This window comes from Dyadobacter chenwenxiniae (assembly GCF_022869785.1).
In the GTDB taxonomy this organism is placed as follows: Bacteria; Bacteroidota; Bacteroidia; order Cytophagales; family Spirosomataceae; genus Dyadobacter; species Dyadobacter chenwenxiniae.
In genome coordinates, this window is the sequence record NZ_CP094997.1 from 4,284,502 (window position 1) to 4,303,682 (window position 19,181).

The 19,181-nt window shown below is 46.4% G+C and carries 12 protein-coding genes; all 12 read right to left on the reverse strand.

Annotated elements, in window-relative coordinates; all coding sequences use genetic code 11:
- Positions 1 to 94: 94 nt before the first annotated feature.
- The 12 genes from MUK70_RS18240 to MUK70_RS18295 all read right to left on the reverse strand — a co-directional run bounded on the left by MUK70_RS18240 (position 95) and on the right by MUK70_RS18295 (position 19,149).
- On the reverse strand, positions 95 to 595 hold the full coding sequence (locus MUK70_RS18240) for a hypothetical protein (RefSeq protein ID WP_234608575.1): 501 nt from the start codon (positions 593 to 595) through the stop codon (positions 95 to 97).
- A 143-nt stretch (positions 596 to 738) separates the two neighbouring features.
- The gene (locus MUK70_RS18245; protein ID WP_234654335.1) at positions 739 to 2,244 is read right to left on the reverse strand and encodes a RagB/SusD family nutrient uptake outer membrane protein; all 1,506 of its coding nucleotides are present in this window, start codon (positions 2,242 to 2,244) and stop codon (positions 739 to 741) included.
- A gap of 27 nt (positions 2,245 to 2,271) precedes the next feature.
- Positions 2,272 to 5,763 (reverse strand): SusC/RagA family TonB-linked outer membrane protein, encoded by a 3,492-nt coding sequence (locus MUK70_RS18250; protein WP_234654337.1) that lies wholly within the window; start codon positions 5,761 to 5,763, stop codon positions 2,272 to 2,274.
- Between the two features lie 18 nt (positions 5,764 to 5,781).
- Complete coding sequence (locus MUK70_RS18255) at positions 5,782 to 6,792, reverse strand: FecR family protein (RefSeq protein ID WP_234654339.1); 1,011 nt, start codon at positions 6,790 to 6,792, stop codon at positions 5,782 to 5,784.
- 56 nt (positions 6,793 to 6,848) lie between these two features.
- The gene (locus tag MUK70_RS18260; RefSeq protein WP_234654341.1) at positions 6,849 to 7,517 is read right to left on the reverse strand and encodes an RNA polymerase sigma-70 factor; all 669 of its coding nucleotides are present in this window, start codon (positions 7,515 to 7,517) and stop codon (positions 6,849 to 6,851) included.
- A gap of 163 nt (positions 7,518 to 7,680) precedes the next feature.
- Positions 7,681 to 9,393, reverse strand: a complete 1,713-nt coding sequence (locus MUK70_RS18265) for a GMC oxidoreductase (RefSeq protein ID WP_234654343.1) — start codon at positions 9,391 to 9,393, stop codon at positions 7,681 to 7,683.
- Positions 9,394 to 9,421: 28 nt separating this feature from the next.
- Positions 9,422 to 9,943 (reverse strand): gluconate 2-dehydrogenase subunit 3 family protein, encoded by a 522-nt coding sequence (locus tag MUK70_RS18270; protein WP_234654345.1) that lies wholly within the window; start codon positions 9,941 to 9,943, stop codon positions 9,422 to 9,424.
- Between the two features lie 40 nt (positions 9,944 to 9,983).
- A complete protein-coding gene (locus tag MUK70_RS18275; protein WP_234654347.1) occupies positions 9,984 to 11,225 on the reverse strand; it encodes an MFS transporter in 1,242 nt (413 codons plus the stop codon).
- 120 nt (positions 11,226 to 11,345) lie between these two features.
- Entirely contained in the window at positions 11,346 to 13,007 is a 1,662-nt protein-coding gene (locus MUK70_RS18280; protein ID WP_234654349.1) for an FAD-dependent oxidoreductase, read from the reverse strand.
- A 32-nt stretch (positions 13,008 to 13,039) separates the two neighbouring features.
- Positions 13,040 to 14,479, reverse strand: coding sequence for a RagB/SusD family nutrient uptake outer membrane protein (locus MUK70_RS18285; RefSeq protein ID WP_234654351.1), 1,440 nt, complete (start codon positions 14,477 to 14,479; stop codon positions 13,040 to 13,042).
- Positions 14,480 to 14,504: 25 nt separating this feature from the next.
- Complete coding sequence (locus tag MUK70_RS18290) at positions 14,505 to 17,813, reverse strand: TonB-dependent receptor (protein ID WP_234654353.1); 3,309 nt, start codon at positions 17,811 to 17,813, stop codon at positions 14,505 to 14,507.
- Between the two features lie 211 nt (positions 17,814 to 18,024).
- Complete coding sequence (locus MUK70_RS18295) at positions 18,025 to 19,149, reverse strand: FecR family protein (protein ID WP_234654355.1); 1,125 nt, start codon at positions 19,147 to 19,149, stop codon at positions 18,025 to 18,027.
- Positions 19,150 to 19,181: the final 32 nt, after the last annotated feature.

The window sequence follows — 19,181 nt, forward strand, 5'->3', positions numbered from 1 at the left end:
TGAGCGGAGACGAAGGCGCGCTACTCCTTGGTAACGTGCCTTCGTCTCCGCTCAGGCTGACAAGTGTTTGGGCGCTCAGCTGACAAGCAACGTCTTACTCCTCACTCAACTCCTTATTAATAGCGACAATCCGTTGCTGGACTTCTTTCTGCACAGTTTCGAGGCGTTTATCTTCCATGGGTTTTGCCATTTCCAGAATGTTTGCCTGTAATAGATCACGTTCTTTGATCGCTTTATCCATTTTGGCCGTCAGACGTTTTTTTGCATCTCCATCGGCAGATTTTATCTTATCGTTAAGCTTCGCTACGCGCTCCTGTAATTTCGTTTCTTCTTTTTTCAGTGAGGCCAAATATTCCTGCTGCTTTTCGTTGAGCTTCTGGTTCGCCTCCAGCAGATCTTCTTTTACATCGGCCATGTCGGTTGTATCCGAAGTGTTTGCAACTTCCTGACTGGCTTCGTCGGCGGTTTCCAGTGCTTTCTCTTCTGCGTTTGCTAATTCTTTTCTGTCTTTGTCTGCGCCTGAGTTACAACCAACGAGCAAAGCACCCGCGGCGATCGCGAAATTTGCAAAAACAATTCTGATTATCTTCTTCATATTAGATCAAGTTTGGTGATGATAGTCGGAACGGGTAAAATACAATGCCAGCAACAAAGAAGCCGCTGAAAATTTCCAGCGGCTTACGTATTTAGTATGCTTAACTATTTACCTAAATGCTTTAATTCTCAGGTCCTCACTGCTCAATATCCGTTGTTCTGACGCAGATTCGTGTTGTTACGGATTTCAGCAGTTGGGATAGGGAACAGCAATTCCCTTTCTGTTACGGTTGGTCCATAAGTGAATTTGTGACCCACATAGTTTTCAAACGTCTTGGTTTTTACGTTGAATGCTTTCCGCAATCTAACCATATCAAACCACGTGATGTTCTCAAAGCACAGCTCGTGCCAACGTTCCTTCCAGATCGCCTCACGTAATTTATCTTTTGCCAAACCGGCTAATACAGGCAATTGTGCCCGTGTCCTTATCGCATTTACTGCCTCTAAAACTTTTGCAGACGGGCCACTTGCTTCGTTGGCGGCTTCGGCATATGTCAGTAAAACGTCAGCATACCGGATTACCGGCCAGTTGAGGTCACTGTTTGCAGTGCTGGTTTGCGCTACGTTATCAAAATGTTTGTAGATAAAATAGCCACCCAAATCCACGGCTTTTGTCCGGTCGGCTTCATTGGTAAATTTGGTAAAGAAAAATTGCTTTTCCTTGGCGCGCAAATCAGCCGCATCGTACGACTGCACAAAATCCGAAGTCGAGTAAATCCCGCCCGTTTCATCCGAATACTGTGAGATATTCTTGTTGTAAGGAATGATAGAAACTTGCCAGTTGGAGGGAATGAGCTGCGTGCGGAACTGGATCATGAAAATGTTTTCGTCCACATTCTTTTTAGCAGGATCATGCAAGTCATTATAGGAAGCAAATAATTTGAACTGCTTCGAATCGATCACCTCGGCAGCTTTCGTAGCGGCCAACTGATAATGTGAGGCCCCTTTTTGCAATGGAAACCCTGCCATAGTAAGATAAACCTGCGAAAGCAGCGATTTCACCGCACCCATGCTCACTTTGCCTGAAACATCAGTCCAAGGCAAACCGGATGCTTCTGCAACCTTTAAATCCTCCACGATCAGGTTATACACATCCTCTGCTGGCGCGGCGGTTGGCTTCAATTGATCGGATGTAAGATCCACGGGCTTGGTCACCAGCGGAATGTTGCCAAACATGCGCACCAAATTGAAATAATAAAAAGCTCTCAGGAAACTTGCTTCACCAACGAGCATTTTCGCCTCCGCAGTATTGATAGCCGGGATATTGGGTATTTTTTCGATAGAAAGGTTGGCGTTGGCAATGCCCCTGTAATAGGCAGCCCAATAAGTCTGGCTGTATCCGTTATCAGAAGTATTCCTCAAATCTTTGACAAAATAGCTGTTGACAGCCTGCCCAAGATCCGTTCCGGCCAGTCCGGTTGCAAATTCGGTCATCATCCACGCACCTCCGCCAAATCCGCTTGCAAGCGGCTCCCGCAAACTTGCATAAATGGAATTGACTGCACTACGGCCTTGTGCAGGAGTAGTAAAATAGCTGTCGGTTGTGAAATTGCTGGGATCCGATTCGTCCAGAAAATCATTGCAACCAGTGGCCCAAAACATACTCACCACAGTGGTGAACAGTGCGATTTTTTTTGATATACTATTCATATAATGATTCAGAATAAAGGTCAAGATTTACAAACCAATGTTGAGTCCTAGCATAAATACCCTTGGCTTCGGATAATCGTACAATCCAAATCCCTGGTCGAATGGAGAACCTGAATTGGAAACTTCGGGGTCGTAACCTTTGTATTTGGTTGTGACGAAAAAGTTCTGAACTGATCCATAAATTCTCAGGCGGTCCAGTTTAAGCTTAGAAACCGTTGACGCCGGGAATGAGTAGGCAAGCAACAGGTTACGTCCGCGGATGAAGGAACCATCCGTAACTTTGTGGCTGTCGTTGTTGGTGTCATAGCCTGCATTGATCGGCCGGACCTGTGCGATCGGCGTATTCTGGTTAGTCTCCGTCCAGGCGTTCAACACAGTTTTATAACTGTTGGCAATGCCTTGTCTGTCTTCTGCTGAGTGGATACTCCTGTCGAGCACGTCATTTCCGTACATATATTGCAAATCTACCGTTAGCGACCAGGCTTTGTACTGGAATGTGTTGAGGAATGTTCCAAAACCATCAGGAATACCCTTTCCAATAATCGCCCGGTCCAGGTCATTGATCGCTCCGTCTTCATTCAGGTCCGCGTACTTCACGTCACCCGGCAGTTCTCCGTAACTTTTTGCCAGATCTGCCTCACCAGTGGACCAAGTTCCCAGATTCACCCTTCCGAAAAATGAACCCACCGGCTCGCCAACCCGGATCACCGTGGCTCCCGAGAAAATATCGCTGCCGCCGGACAATGCTAGCACTTTGTTTTTATTTACAGAAATATTGAAAGTCGTATTCCATGAGAAATCACCCGCTTTAATGTTAGTAGAGTTCACTGCAAACTCAACCCCCTTGTTTTCCATGCTTCCGACATTGGTGAAAATGCTGCTGTAACCGCTGCTTAAAGGAAGCGGCGCATCAAGAAGCATTTCATTCACTTTTCTCCGATAAAGGTCCAGTTCAAAGCTCAGCCTGTTTGAAAACAAGCCTAATTCTATACCCAAGTCAACCTGTTGCGTTTTTTCCCATTGCAGGTTCGAGTTTGACATCCGGCTGATACCCGTGCCAATGGCGCGGTTGCCGCCGAAAATCACGCTGTAATCGATCACATTCGCAATATTGTTGGTCATACCAGCCAACGCGCGGTAAGCAGGAATTTCCGAGTTACCCGTAGCGCCATAGCTCGCCCTGATTTTAAGGTTTGAAATTGCAGCGCTCGATTTCAGGAATTCTTCCTCGGATACACGCCAGGCAAGGGCCGCCGATGGAAAGAACGCATACCGGTTAGCATCCCCGAATTTGGAAGATCCATCGATCCGGCCCGTGAAGGTTACCAGATATTTATCCATCAGGCTATAATTAAGCCTTGCAAAGTAAGAGTTGAGCCCATAAGCCTGCGCATTGGAAGTTGGGGCCAGTGCAGTTGCTCCCGCTCCAAGGTTATTGAACTGAAAATAAGTGTCCGTGAAATTCTGGCTTCTGGCAAGATTATCAAACCGGTCCACATGCTGCCATGACAAACCCAGCATCGCATTGACCGAATGGATTTTTCCAAAATCTCGAACATACGTCAAGTAGTTTTCAAATTGCCATGAATTGAAACGCCTGTTCTGAACAGAGGCATCACCATTATTTGAAATGTACTGCAAGCCAGCCGCAGCAAAATAATCCTCACGCTGATTGATCACGTTGGTTCCTACTGTCGAGCGGAAATCCAGGCCTGGTGCAAGGCTGATTGTGGCGTACATGTTTCCGAGCATTGTCTGTGTTCTCAGGTATGACAACCGCTCTGCTCCTACGCGCAATGGGCTGTCACCGCCTTCCATTCCGGGATAATCCCTGTTGCTCGCCCATTTTCCGTCCGGATATTTAACCGGGATAATTGGTAAAGCTTCCAGCACCTGGCGCATGGCTGTTATACCACCACCGCCTAATTGGTCAATTTGCTTTTCATTTTGATCGGTGTAGCCCAGGGTTCCACCTACTTTTAGCCAGCTTTTGATCTGACTATCGAATACAAATCTTCCTGCAAACCTTTTTTGCCATGATTCGCGCACGATCCCGTTTTCGTTCCGATAGTTCAGAAATGCCCCGTAGCTTCCTTTTTCACTTCCGCCTGTTAAGCCGAGTTGATGGTTTTGCGTAAATGCTTTTTGGAATGTTTCATCCTGCCAATCCGTGTCATAAAGCGGGTTGCCGCTGGCATCAAACAGCAGCGGATTGGTACGTTTGAGCTTGGGATCAGTGTATTTGGTTCCTGTCGCCCAGCCCACCGGATCGAATTTTGCAGCATTGACATAAGCCTGCTCTTCGACAGCCAAAAATTCTTTCGAATTCAAAACAGGCAGTTTTTTAGGTGCTACGCCAATGGAAAAGTCCGTATCATAAGTAACTTTGCCGCCGCCTGAAGTTCCGCGTTTAGTTGTCACAAGGATCACCCCGTTCGCACCCCTGGCACCATAAATAGCAGTTGAAGAGGCATCTTTCAAAACTTCAATGGAAGCAATGTCGTTCGGGTTAATGTAATCAATGGGTGTGCTTCCGTTAGCAAGGTCCACTGCATTTAAAATCACTCCGTCGATAACATAAAGCGGGTTATTGGAAACGCTGATCGAACTCGCTCCACGGATACGAATATTGGCCCGGCCACCCGGACGACCAGAGTTGGAAGAAACATTCACACCGGCAATACGACCTGAAAGCCCCTGGTTCAGGGACGATGCCGGGCGTTCCTGTAAAACTTCGCCCTTGATCGTTCCGACAGCGCCGGTAAGGTCAGACTTTTTTACAGTCCCATAACCCACAACAATAATTTCATCAAGTGCGTTTTCGTCCGGCAGCATAGCCACGTCGATAGTTGACTGGCTTCCTATTGTCACTTCCTGCGATTTATAACCTACAAAACTCAAAACAAGCACATTTTGAGCTCCTCCATCCGGAATGTCCAGGGTAAACTCGCCGTTTGCACCTGTTGAAGTCCCACGCTGGGTTCCTTTCAGAACCACACTGACACCTGGTAAGCCAGCGCCCGCTTCATCAGCCACCTTACCTTTTATCGTACGGTCGATAGCTGCTGACTGCGCACCTAATGCGGCGATAACCGGCTCATTACTAACGCTCTGCTCAGGCAGTGCACTGGTTTCTTTTCCTTCCTCCTTTACAGGAGCCGCTTCTTTCGCTTTTACTTCTGTAATTACAAAAGTGTTTTTTCTTGTCTTTTTGTAGGTCAAACCATTCTGTTGCAGCAATAGGCTGAGATTCTTTTCAAGGGACTGATTAAAATCCAGCGAACCGGGCGCAACATTGACAGATCGAACAAGACGGTCTTCAAATATGATTTCCACCCCATAATGTTTCTGCAAATCCAGCAGTACATTTTTTAACTTCATTTCTTGACCAAAAGCATTATGCTGTCTGGTGGGAATGGAGGCATAAGCGATAATCTGGGAGTGGGCAACCAGCGAAGATTGCGTCATCAGCACAATCCCGATCGCTGCCCATTGCTTAGCTGATAGCGTTATATTCATAGTGAATTGATTTAGGTTTTATTGGTTTTTTAAAAGGATCGTATCTCCGATTTGCTCAGTTTTCATGTCGAGAACCTCTGAAATTGTCTTCAAAAGCTCATCAGCATTCTTCGTTTTGAAATTTCCCGTAATGGTCCGCTGTGCCATTTCGCCATTCGAAAGCTTCACTTTCTGTCCAAAATTCTCGTCAATCATTGCCACGATGTCTTTCACAGATGTAGCATTAAAAACATAGCGTTGCTCCTTCCAGGTGGCAAATGTGCTGGTATCCTGCTTCCTGGCCAGCTTCACCGCTCCCGCGTGGTCTACCACGGCCAAGTCGCCGGGCTCCATCATTACTTCCTTACGCTCATTGTTTTGAGAATAATCAATGCGGACACTGCCGCTTTTCAAAGCAACCTTTGTTCCCCTCGGGCGGGCGAAAACAGAGAATGTTGTTCCCAGTACTTCCACTTGAAAATCGTCCGAAGTCTTAACTACAAACCGCTTATGGTCAATCGTGTGGCTCACCGAAAACTCCGCTTCACCCTGCAAAACCACATTCCTGACCGCATCGTCAAAGCCAAATCTGGGGACTTTCAGCTTCGAGTTGGAGTTAAGCGCAACGCGGCTGCCGTCTTCCAGGTAAACGTCCGTCGTTTGTCCATAGGCAGTCTGGTAGGTTTTGTACTGTAGCGGATCCCGAAACCACCAGCCAAAACCTGCAAAGAATGTTACCGAAGCAGCCATCAGCCAGAAACTGTTGGAGCGGGTGGAGAAAAAGTTGGGTCGGGGATTTTGGATTGCTGATTTTGACGTCTCAGCCGTTGGCTCAATGTCTGTTTCCAGACGGTGCAGCAAAAATTTGATAGCGGCATCCTGGTCCGGAACAAACTGGGGGGTTCTTGTCTCGTATTCCATCAGCCATTGGTTGAAAGTCTCCGTATTCTCTTTTTCACGGATCCAATCTTCTACCAGACGTCGTTCCAGCGGATTGGCTCGTCCTGCCAGATACTCGAACAGTGTATATTTTGATAAAATTGTTTTCATAGCATTTTCAGTTCGACGTGTAACTATGGCTCATTTGCAAGCCTGATCACCCTATTTTAGATGAAGCTCAACAGTGTGAGCCCGGCTGAAATCATCCATTCACCATGCAGCGCAAGTCGCAGGTGTTTTAAGGCTTTGGAAATGTGCACTTCCACTGTTTTGGGTGATATATGAAGCTCGTCCGCGATCTCGTGATATTTTTTATTCTCAAAACGGCTGAGCAAGAACACTTTCTGGCATTGCATCGGCAGGCGGGCAATGACTTCATTTATTTTCAGAAAGAGATTATTGTAATGGATCTCAGCATCCGGCTGCTGATGATATGTTGAAATGGTATTTTCCTCATCGGCTTCCAGCGTGGCCATTTTCCCGAACTCTCTACGCATATACGTATAACATTCGTTTCGCACCGACCTGAAAAGATAGCTCGTATAAGACGATGTAATGTTCTCATAAGCCTTGGTCCTGTAAAATTGGAAGAACACTTCACTAACCAGATCTTCGGCGATCTGTTTGGAATACACAAATCGTACTGCGTGACTGCAAAGCGGGTTGTAATAACGTCTGAACAGCAATTCCAGGCCTTTTCCAGGATTTTGTTCGAATGCTGCCTTTAAGAAAACGGCAGAATCGATTTCAGTAACACTACTCTTCCCTTCTTCCTGTAAAGGAGACACAAATGTACTTGTGCGCTTTGATTCCCGGTTAAGCAAAGGATCGTGCATCGAGTCTTTATTTAATGTAATAATTAAAAGACTTTTTTGTACTCGAATCCCCTTAGTGTTAACTAAAAAAAACCAAAACTTTTTAAATCGTCTGATTGCAGCATTAGATGCCACAAAAAAAACCGCCACTGTTGGGTGACGGTTTTCTGTATAAGTTTTTGTATTACAAGTTCTTCGCTTTCATTTCCTTAACTGCATAGTCAACAGCGCGCGCCGACAAGGCCATGTAAGTCAATGACGGGTTTTGTGTAGACGTGGAAGTCATGCAAGCGCCGTCAGTCACAAAAACGTTTTTGCAGGCATGCAGCTGGTTCCATTTATTCAGCACGGATGTTTTCGGGTCCTTGCCCATTCGGGCGCCGCCCATTTCATGAATGTCATTGCCGGGATTTCTGTGTCCGTCATGTGATTTTACATTCTTAAAACCAGCTTGCGTAAACATTTCGCTCACCTGCTCAATGTAATCCTTGATCATCTTCTCATCATTGTCGTCATAACCCACATTGATTTTCAACATTGGCATGCCGAACGGATCTTTCTGTGTTTTGTCGAGCGCGACATAACTGCTTTCTTTTGGAATGGTTTCGCCCATCATGTGCGATCCTACGCTCCAGTTGCCATATTTCGTTTCCAAGAGTCCGGCTTTCAGAGATTCACCCAAACCGTTTCTTTCGTTATAAGTCTGACGGTTGGCACCAAAGCCGGCCGCATAACCTCTCAGAAAGTCGGTTTCTTGCTTGTGAACATTCCGGAACCTCGGAATGTAGCCGCTGTTGGGGCGTCTTCCATCGGTTGTTGAGTCAAGAAATCCTTCGTATTCTCCTGAAATACTGGCGCGGTAATTGTGAAAGGCAACATATTTTCCAAGCACGCCGCTATCATTGCCCAAGCCATTCGGGAAGCGGGATGATGTAGAGTTAAGCAAAACCAGATTGCTGTTCAATGCAGCTGCATTAAGGAAGATAATGTCGGCATAAAATTCCATCATCTCCTTTGTGTTGGCATCAATTACCCGCACGCCTGTTGCCTTATGCTTTTTATCATCATAAATAATCGAATGCACCACAGAATGCGGACGCAATGTCATATTCCCCGTTTTCATCGCCCAGGGAATCGTGGATGAGTTACTGCTAAAATAACCTCCAAACGGACATCCCCGCTCACAGATCGTCCTATGCTGGCATTTCGCACGGCCCTGATCCAGGTGAATTTGCTGCGGATCGGTAATGTGCGCTGCACGTCCTATAATGATATGACGGTCCTTATATTGCTTTGATACGGATTCTTTGAAGTATTTCTCAACACAATTCAGATCATGCGGCGCAAGAAATTCGCCATCAGGCAATGTGTCAATGCCATCCTTGTTTCCGGTTATGCCCGCAAATTTCTCAACATGGCTGTACCAGGGCGCAATGTCATCATATCCGATCGGCCATTCAACAGCGAACTTATCGCGTGCCGGGCCTTCGAAATCATACTTGCTCCAGCGCTGCGTCTGGCGTGCCCATAGCAGCGACTTTCCGCCCACCTGATAACCACGGATCCAGTCAAACGGCTTTTCCTGAATGTAGGGATGCTCATTATCCTTTGCAAAAAAGTGCGCAGATGATTCTTTGAAATTATAGCATCTGGCCGCAATGGGGTTCGCGTCGGTGATTTCTTTGGGAAGCCTTTCGCGGTGCTCAAATTCCCACGGCATCATGTTCGTCGTAGGGTAATCCTTAATGTGCTGCACATCACGCCCGCGTTCCAGCACCAATGTCTTCAATCCTTTTTCAGTCAGCTCCTTTGCAGACCAGCCGCCACTGATTCCTGAGCCAATTACGATGGCATCATAGGTGCGGGCTTTTGTACTATCTATATTAAAATTCGCCATAGTTTTTTTGAGAGATAGGAAGGAACTCCTAGCCTTTTGTGACCGGAACGCAGCCGTGGTAACGTGCAGGGATCATTTCATAATGGGTCAAATTGGTCATCACATATTCAGATGACATATAACCTTGAATCGTCAGGTTTTTGACCATTCCTAAAAACGCTTTTTGGCCAGTATCGCTACCCTTGTCAATGTCCTGCAATAACTGCATCCGCTGCTCTTTGCCCGCATCTGAATATGATTTACCAAAACGCTGAATGCTTTGTTCGTCCAGATTGGAAACGCCGCTTTTAAGGCTGGCCTGCGCTTTGCTGTCGTAGCAATCTGTCACCATTTTTTGCACAAAACCGCCTACGCCCAGTTCACCCGCTCCCGGTGTGTCCGTTTTCGGAATGATGGTTTCCACCATGGCTGCCAGAATTTTCGATTGGTCGGCTGTAAGCAATGTGCCTTTTTCCAAAGTGCTTTTGCTCCATCCGGATGCCCATGCAGGCAGTCCCGCCATTGCGCCCACGGCCATTGCCATGCTTTTTAGCGCCACGCGTCTTTCCATTTCTTATTTATTTAATGTTGTTATTAGGATTTTCTAAAACTTATTCCTCCAAAAAATCAAGGTCTCTGCCATGCGTTTCGGGGATCGTCAGAATACAGAAAAGGCCAATTGCGAAGCAAATTACTCCCACCAGCGCACCTGAATCGATGACTGAAAATGCATCTTTAAAAGTAGCAAATAATGTAGTCATAACCACTACGGTTCCACGCACCATATTGGGGACGGTTGTGGCGGCCGTGGCGCGTAAATTTGTTCCAAATTGCTCTGCCCCAATCGTTACGAACATGGCCCAATAACCGATTCCAAACCCCAGCAATGCTGCCACGCCATAAAATGTTGACACCGATTTAATTCCGGCATACAAATAAACTACGCTCCATACCAACGTAAATAACATTAGATAAAATACAGCCTTCTTCCGGGATTTCAAAAAATGACTCAGAAACCCGCTGCACAAGTCCCCTATGGACAAGCCAACATAACACCACATAATGGATAAGCCTGGTTTTACAGCCTCGTCAATGTTAAGCGCTTTGCCGAATTCATTGCTGAAAGTGGCCAGGATCCCAATCACAAACCACGTTGGAAGCCCGATCCCGATGCATTTGAGATAACGAGACAGTCTGTCTTTACTCGTAAAAAGTGAAAAGAAATTACCTTTCTGGACATGTTTTTGATTCTTAATATCCTTGAAAATCCCTGATTCAAAAACACCGATCCTAAGCAAAAGTAATGAAATCCCTAAGCCACCACCGATAAAATAAGCATAGCGCCAATCGAAAAACTCAACTGTAAAATAGGCCACCACAGCACCCAAAAGCCCAATTCCTGCCACTAATGACGTTCCTATGGCGCGTAAATGTTTTGGTAAAATCTCCGAAACCAATGTAATTCCTGCACCAAGCTCGCCCGCGAGTCCGATGCCTGCGATGAATCTTAATATTTTATAAGTGGTAGGGTCCTGCACAAAACCGCAGGCAATGTTGGCAAGGGAATAAGTGATAATAGAGCCAAAAAGCACGGATAAGCGCCCTTTTTTATCTCCCAACACCCCCCAAAGAATCCCGCCTAGCAGCAGTCCGGTCATTTGCCAGTTCAAAATGCTTGCCCCGGTCAGGGATATTTCGGTTTCTGAGAGTCCAAGTGAGGCCAGACTGGGCAGCCGAACGATGCCAAAAAGCAGAAGGTCATATATATCAACAAAGTATCCGAGGGCAGCGACAATAACAGGGGCACTAAAAAGATGGGAAATGTCTGATCGCTCGGCAGTAAGGGTAGCCATTCTGATTATTAATGGATTAAGGGATTATTTCATTTTACATAAATAGCCGGATTTTCACCCGGCTATGGATCATTTTAGCATCAAAAATTAGGCTGCAAATGTAATTGACAAAATATTATGTTACAATTGCAATTTTTGTTTGTCTTTTAAAAGCTGCTCTTTCAATTTGGCGTAGTCAATATCCTGCACAGCCACATTGGCATCAATCGCCTGCACCGCAGCCGAGGCCGCGCTTTGTCCAAGGATCATGAAAACCGGCTCCATACGGATCGAACCATAAGCAATGTGCGAGCTTGACAGACAAACCGGCACAAAAAGGTTTTCGCATTCCTCTTTTTTGGGCACGATGGAAGCATAGGAAATGCTGTAAGGCGACTTCGGGTGCACACCAATGTCACCTTCATTTTGCACGAAACCATCTTCTTTCACATAACGCTGCGCATTGTGCGAATCCAATGCATAAGAACCCATTCCAACCGGTTGCTCCACAGGCGTTATACCCATTGTATGGTTTTCATTCATTACCGTTGCAGAAATCATCCGGCGTGCTTCGCGCACATAAATCTGATGTGGCCATCCGCCATTGTCTTTAAACTCGTCTTTTGGCAAACCCCACTGGCTCATTTCCTTACGCACATCCGCAGGCACGCGCGGATCATTGGTTAAGAAATACATGAGGCCTTTTTGATATAATTCATGCGCCTTAATGATCTCTTTTCTGCGCTCGTAAGTTGCTTCCGGGTAATCATAGTTTTGACCAATAAAATCCGTGCTGAACGGGCCGTGATTGTTTGTATCCGTCTTTTTGTTCGGGATCGGATCGTATTTATCAAAGGTTTCGTCCCAGCCGGCTTTGTAAACCCTTGCCAGCAATTCATAGTTGGCTACGTCATAGCCTTCCGGTTTTTCAAAAGGAATTCGGTTGTCGGGATTTGCGGAAAGGCACATGCGGAAGCAGTAAGCCTGGATTTTGCTATCACCCGATCCGTTCGGCGCAATTTTCTCATCGCTGATATAAGGAAGCAAACCGCTTTTCGGATCGCCTTCCACTTTGTAAGGGCTGATGTTTTTCTTGAAATAATGTCCATGCTGGAAAACGCCTGCCTGCACACCGTTCCATTTTTCATTATAAACGCTGTTGGCTTCGCGTCCTACGTGGTATTTTACACCCGCAGAAGCCATTAGATCACCCTCATAAGTGGCGTCAATGAACATTTTGCCGGAGAATGTTTTTCCCGAAAGTGTTTTGATAGAAACGATTCTGCCATCTTTTTTCTCTACACCTTTATCCCTGTCCAGCCATTCGTCGCGGTAGATTTTAATGTTGTTTTCTTTTACAAAATCCTCAAAAACCTGCTCAGCGGCGTGCGGCTCGAATATCCACATGGTGCGATCCGCGCCATCCATGGCAGGTGTTCCCTGGCCTTTGTTGCCATATTCCTCTTTTTTCTGCCATTTCCAGGTTTCAGGCTTATCGTAATGTTGGTATAACCTGTGGTAAAACTCCCTCGCAAGTCCGCCAATTACAGATTTGTTACCCGTATCTGTAAAGCCCAGACCTCCCGAAGAAAGTCCGCCCAAGTGCTTATCCGGCGAAACCACGAGCACCGTTTTACCCGATTTAATCACCTGCACGGCTGCCGTCACAGCAGCAGAAGTGCCTCCGTAAATGATCACGTCTGCGGTTAAGGCGTCTTTTGCTTCTTCATTCTTCTTTTCAGAACAGGAAGGGGCGCTGGCGATCAGGAAAAATGCAATTAGATAAATCAAATACTTCTTCATTGTAATCAATTGTTGGTTGGGAATAGGAAAAATCAGTAACCTGGATTTTGATCTTTGGCAGGGTCAAGTGCCTTGTTATAAAGCAATTCTGAATTCGGGATTGGCCACATCATGTGCTTGTCGGCAACATCAATGTTCTTTACTTCCTTAATGCGCTGCTTGGCGATGCCGAGGCGTTTCAGGTCGAGCCAGCGCTTGCCTTCGTACATGGTTTCATAACCACGCTCGCGCACTACGAGGTCGATGAATGTTTTCAGAGTTTGTCCGGCCAGCTTGAAATCCACAGGCGAAGCCGTTTCTGCATTGTAGCCATATGCTCTGCGGTGGACTTTGTTCAGACTTTCCAAAGCATCGGCTGTCGGCGCATTGTTGGCTCTGGCTGCGGCTTCTGCGTGGAAGAGCAATAAATCGGCATAACGATACCAGGGATAGTCATTTCCACCTCCGTCCGTTGCCACGGGATCGCGGAATTTTCTGTATAAACAGGTGTTTGGGCCAAGTCCTACATCCACATTGTACAGGATATGCGTTTTACGAAGATCCTTCATATCCCAGGTTTTGATAAAGGAATTGGAAGTCGAATCGGTATACTGCGCATAAACGCCGCCCGGCCCATAATAACGATACTGACCAATGGCGCGGTGCGCATAACCCACCAGCCCGAAACCTTGCTGACGAGAGAATTTAAAGTAAAAGATCTCTTCGGGCGTGGATACTACTTCAGGACCGTATATTTTCTGAAAATCTTCCGAAACGCTGACAGGCACGAGTGAATATTTAGCCGATGCAATCACCTCTTTCGCTCTTTCGCTGGATTCCTTCCATTGCTCCCGATACATATAGATTTCTGAAAGCAATGTTTTGGCTGCCCACTTGGTAGGACGCCCCACCTCCGCAGGCGTATCCGGCAGAAACTGCTCAGCATTCAGCGCATCGCTCAAAATGAGCTCATAAACTTCCTCCACGCTGGAACGCTTTACATCTGTAACCGTCATATTTGCTTCCGTCCGTAATGGAACGCCGCCCCAGTTACGAACCATTGCGAAATAGATCAGCGAACGGAGATATTTGGCTTCCGCAACAAACTTGGCGATATCGCCTTCGGCTATCTCCGTTGCTTTCGGCACATTATCGATCACAATGTTGGCATTCCGGATGGATTGGTAAAAGGCATCCCAGATTGCCCCTACGCGGTTAATATTGGTGTTGTCCAATCCCTGATACAAACTGACCGGTGTTTGACTTCCCCTCGAATTTCCATAATCGGGCAAGCCTTCCTGCTGGGCGGGATAATTGGTGCTCAAACCATTGGGACCGCGCATCGGCCCGTAAATGGCATTCACCGCAGCGCGCGCCTCATCAGGTGTGTTGTAAAAAACCTCCGCAGCCAGCGACTTCGGCTCTTCTTTCAAAACGTCATCACACGCCGAGAGGGAAAGGGCGAGGATAAAACAAATAGCTATATTTTTCATTTTTGGAAATGTTAATGTTGATTGATCAGAAACCTACGCGCAATCCAATGGTGGTCGTTTTTGCAGTAGGATAGCTGTAATGGTCAATGCCCATACGGATTGAGTTGGAGCTGCCATAGGAACTGATTTCCGGATCAAACCAGGAATATTTAGTGAATGTGATCAGGTTTTGGCCGCTGACGTAAATCTGCGCGCTGGTCAGCCATTTGATGTTCTTAACTGGCACATTATAGCTCAACTGAATGTTCTTGAAACGCAGATAAGAGCCATCTTCCACAAACCGATTGGAAACCTGCGCCTGTGAAACTTTGCCCGTAATCAATGGATATTTGGCATTTGTGTTCGTTGGCGTCCAGTGGTTTTCAAAAACTTCGCGCGGCATATTCAGTGCCTGACCGTAGTCCATCGTCTGGTTTACCGAGCTCAGATTGAAGATATCATTGCCCTGCGTGCCTTGGATAAACACATTCAACTCAAAATTTTTGTAGTTCATCGTTGAGTTAAAACCGTAGATCAGCTTCGGATTCGGGTTACCAATGATGCGCTTGTCACCAATGTCACGCGTGCCGTTTCCGTTGAAATCTTCGTAAACGATCTTGCCGGTTTCGTCATAACCTTTTTCGATATAGCCGTAAAAAGCACCGATCGACTCGCCTTCGCGCAACACATTCACATTGTCATTGATTACCGAAATATCGATCGCCTGACCTAAAACATCATTGCCTCCGTATAATTTCAAGACTTTGTTTTTATTGATGGATGCATTGGCGGACAAATTCCATTTGAAAGCGCCGGTCAGCACATTGGCATTGGCAGAGATTTCAAAACCTTTGTTCTGTACTTTTCCCACATTATCAATGGTGTAAGCATAACCCAGTGAGGATGGCAATGGTACATTATTCAGCAGATCTCTCGTGTTTTTGATATAATAATCAAAAGTCAGCGAGAAGCGGTTTTGAAAAAAACCAATGTCTAATCCAATGTCCGATTGCGATGTAGTTTCCCATTTCAGCGGTCCTGCAAGGCGTACACCCGGCGCGTAGGAAGTTGTTAAAGCATCTCCAAAAACCACTTTGTTCGAAGCCAGCTGATTTAAAGTATAATATGGATCAATTGCCGTGCTTCCCGTTTCACCATAACCAACGCGGATTTTCAGGTCGGAAATGAAGGGAATGTTTTGGATAAATTTCTCCTCCGACAAACGATAAGCAATGGAGCCCGACGGAAAATAACCCCATTTCTGCCCTTCGGTGTATCGCGAAGAACCATCGGCGCGGAAACTGACCGTAGCCAGGAATTTTTCATTAAAGGAATAATTAAAACGTGCCAGATAGGACAATAATGACCATTTGAAATAACTGGATTTCGGCACACCCTGCGTTGCACCAGCACCCACATCAAACGATTCCTGAATGTCACTCACAAAACCGCTTGCAGTTGTGTTCAGCTCTGTTTGGGTCAGATCCTGATAAGTAAAACCAGCGACAGCGGAGATATTGTGCTTGCCGATCTCTTTGATATAACTCACCGTATTTTCGTTCAGCAAGCTGGTTGTCTGAGTCGTATTGATGCCAGCAGATCCCAGCGAATTCACAAATTTCTTGGTCGTATAAAAGTCGCCCCGGTCGTCCGTATTCTCGATCCCGCCTGAAATTTTGATCGAAAGCCCTTCCAGCGGCGTGTAAGTAAGCGCTCCGTTGGCAAGCACTTTATTGGAACGAAGATGGTCCGTTTGCTGCTCGATGAAGTTCAGCGGATTGGTGATTACATTGGAACCCCAGGAATAAACCGTAGCCAAATTGGAATAACCACCCTCTGGCAAACGCGCCGGAACAGTCGGGTAACCCGAAAGCATGGCCGAAATTAATGTGTTACCCCGGTTTCCACCGCCTGAGTTCTTGCGGTCCGTGTCAATGCGGCTCAGGATCGTGTTGATATCAAACCTGAATTTTTTGCTGAAATCAGTGCTCAGGTTCGCTCTGACGGAGTTACGGACATAATTACTACCAATAATGATCCCGCCCTGATTGAAATTGCTTCCTGAAATTGAAAAGCGGGTTTTTTCATTGCCGCCATTTACCGAAACGGAGTGGTTTTGAATGGCAGCTGTTTGGAGCGCCAGATCCTGCCAGTCGGTTCCTTCACCGAAACCATTGATTTCATCTTGCGTAAAATGTGGTGCAAGTCCATCATTGGCAGCTTGTTCATTGTAGAATTGTGCATATTCCTTTGCATTCATCATTTCAATTTTTTTCCTGGGCTTTTGAAAGCCTACATAGCTGTCCAGATCGACACTGATCCTGCCCGACTTCCCTTTTTTAGTGGTGATCAAAACAACCCCATTCGCTCCTCTAGAACCGTAAATGGCTGTTGCAGAAGCATCTTTCAGGATTTCAATGGATTCAACGTCTGCATTGTTCAGCAATGTGGGACTGCCTGAATAAGGAAAACCATCGACCACATAAAGCGGCTCATTACCGCCTTGAACAGAGTTTGTTCCCCGGATACGGACGCTGATAGGGCTGCCTGGCGCACCTGTGTTTTGCGAAATCTGAACGCCTGTTGCACGTCCGGCAAGTGATTGCATGAGGTTAGTGGCTGGGTAAGCATTCAGTTCAGCGGACTTGATGGAAGCCACCGAGCCGGTCAAATCGGATTTTTTCACAACACCATAACCGACAACTACGAGCTCGTTCAAGGCTCTTACGTCGGCTTGAAGTGTAATGTTAATCGTACTTTGGTTTTCGACAGGAACTTCCTTGGTCACAAAGCCTACAAAACTCAATACAAGCACCGCATTATCAGGCACATCGAGCGTGAAGCCGCCATCGGCGTCGGTCGTTGTGCCGGTTTGCGTGCCCTTCACCACGATGCTCACTCCCGGAAGCGGCGAGTTCATTTCGTCCACGACTTTGCCCGTAAGGTTGCGCTTGGGCGCGTTGCTTTTTACAGGGATTTCTGTCGGCAGCACATCCTGCCTTTTAAGGATGATAATCTTGCCCGAAACTTCATATTGCAACCCCAGTGGCGTTAATATCTGATCCAGGACTTCGTACAAAGGCTTTTCGGTGGCATTGACATTCACCTTTCTCGCCGACTTGATCAGTTTGGAGCTGAATACGAATTTTACATCGGCCTGTTTTTCCACCTGGTTCAGGACTTTTTTTACTTCACTGCCCGCGGCAACCACCGTAATCTTCTGAGACAGAAGCGACTGCGCATTGCTGTCGTGGGCAAAGCCGGTTCCAATGAACCATATGGCAAATATCAATTGTGTAGCTGTTATTCGCATCGTCCAAAGTAATACCTGGCGGTATTTAAAGGGTTTTTTCATAGATTTGATTGTTTTGTTATGATTCAAAAGCTGGCAAAACGATCCCTGCCTCCGCTTAGGAGGAAAAATGGCGACAACCAAAAGGGATTTGTGTGGAGCCGGCGATGCGGGAACATTGCCGGCTCTTTTTTATGGGTTATTCTTTCTGTTTGTTATTTGATTGTTTAGCTGGCGGGTTAAATGTTGATACTGATTCCAATGTATTGGGTTACTAATTTTTACATCCTCTGCTATGGATCACGATCTGGCCGTCAAGGATTTCATAACTGGCCTCAACTGCCTGGCAAATAATGAAAAGCTTCTCGTGAAGTGTTTGATTATCAAGCGTTGCCGTAAGCGGGCAGTCTTTTAACATTTCCGCGTCATAGCGGATCTCGATGCCATAGGCTTTTCCGATCTTTTCAAAAACTTCGCTTGCCGGCGTATCTTCAAATTCAAACTGCGGGATCTCTGCTTTGGGGACGACTATCTCCGGCTTTTCGACCAGCGTTTTCACCATTCTAATCTCTTCACGGGAATAGATTATCTTCTGATTTGGATTCAGCACAACGCCTTGCAGCTCTCGTCCTGACGTTTTTTGTTCCAATTCAGGATCTGACTCGGCAAAAACCGAAACGCGTCCCGTCTTTACTTCCACAGTGACTTCATTGGAATTTCCGTAAGCTTTAATGGTAAAGCTGGTTCCCAGAACTTTGGTTATCAAACCGTTGGAATAAACAAAAAATGGGCGCTCAGGGTCTTTGGCAATGTCGAAAAATGCCTCTCCTTCCAGAAAAACTTCCCGCCTGGCGGCTACGAATTTGTTAGCATACCGGATGCGGCCATTCGCGGCGATGGTCACTTTGCTGCCATCCTCCAAAAGCACGGTCATTGGCTTCATGGATGGATTCCATTTCTCGGTTATGCTACTCTCCTGCTCTTGAATGGGTTTCGCAAAACTGATTTTACGGGTGTCCTTTTTAGTTGAAAGAGAATAAATAATCCAGCCGGAAATAAGGAGAAACGTAATGGATGCAGCAATGCGGAGCCATGGAAAACGATATACTTTCGGCTGCCTTGTGGTTTCATCAAATGAAGGATATTTTGCAGAAGCATCAATTCTGCCAATGGTTTGCTCAACAATGTGTGTGATCTCGGGATCGCTAATTTCCGGTTCATTCAAGCGTAACGACAGCACAATGCTCCTGGCCTGCCAGACTTTCTCGTGCGCATCCGCATTATTTTCAATCCATCCTTCCCACGTATCCTCTGTCTCGCGCGTGGGAGAAAGGACCCATTGGCGAAAAAAAGTATCCCACACAAAATCTTCAACGGTAAAATCTTTATAGCGATCCATAGTAAGCTTGGTTCTAACATACGATAGACACA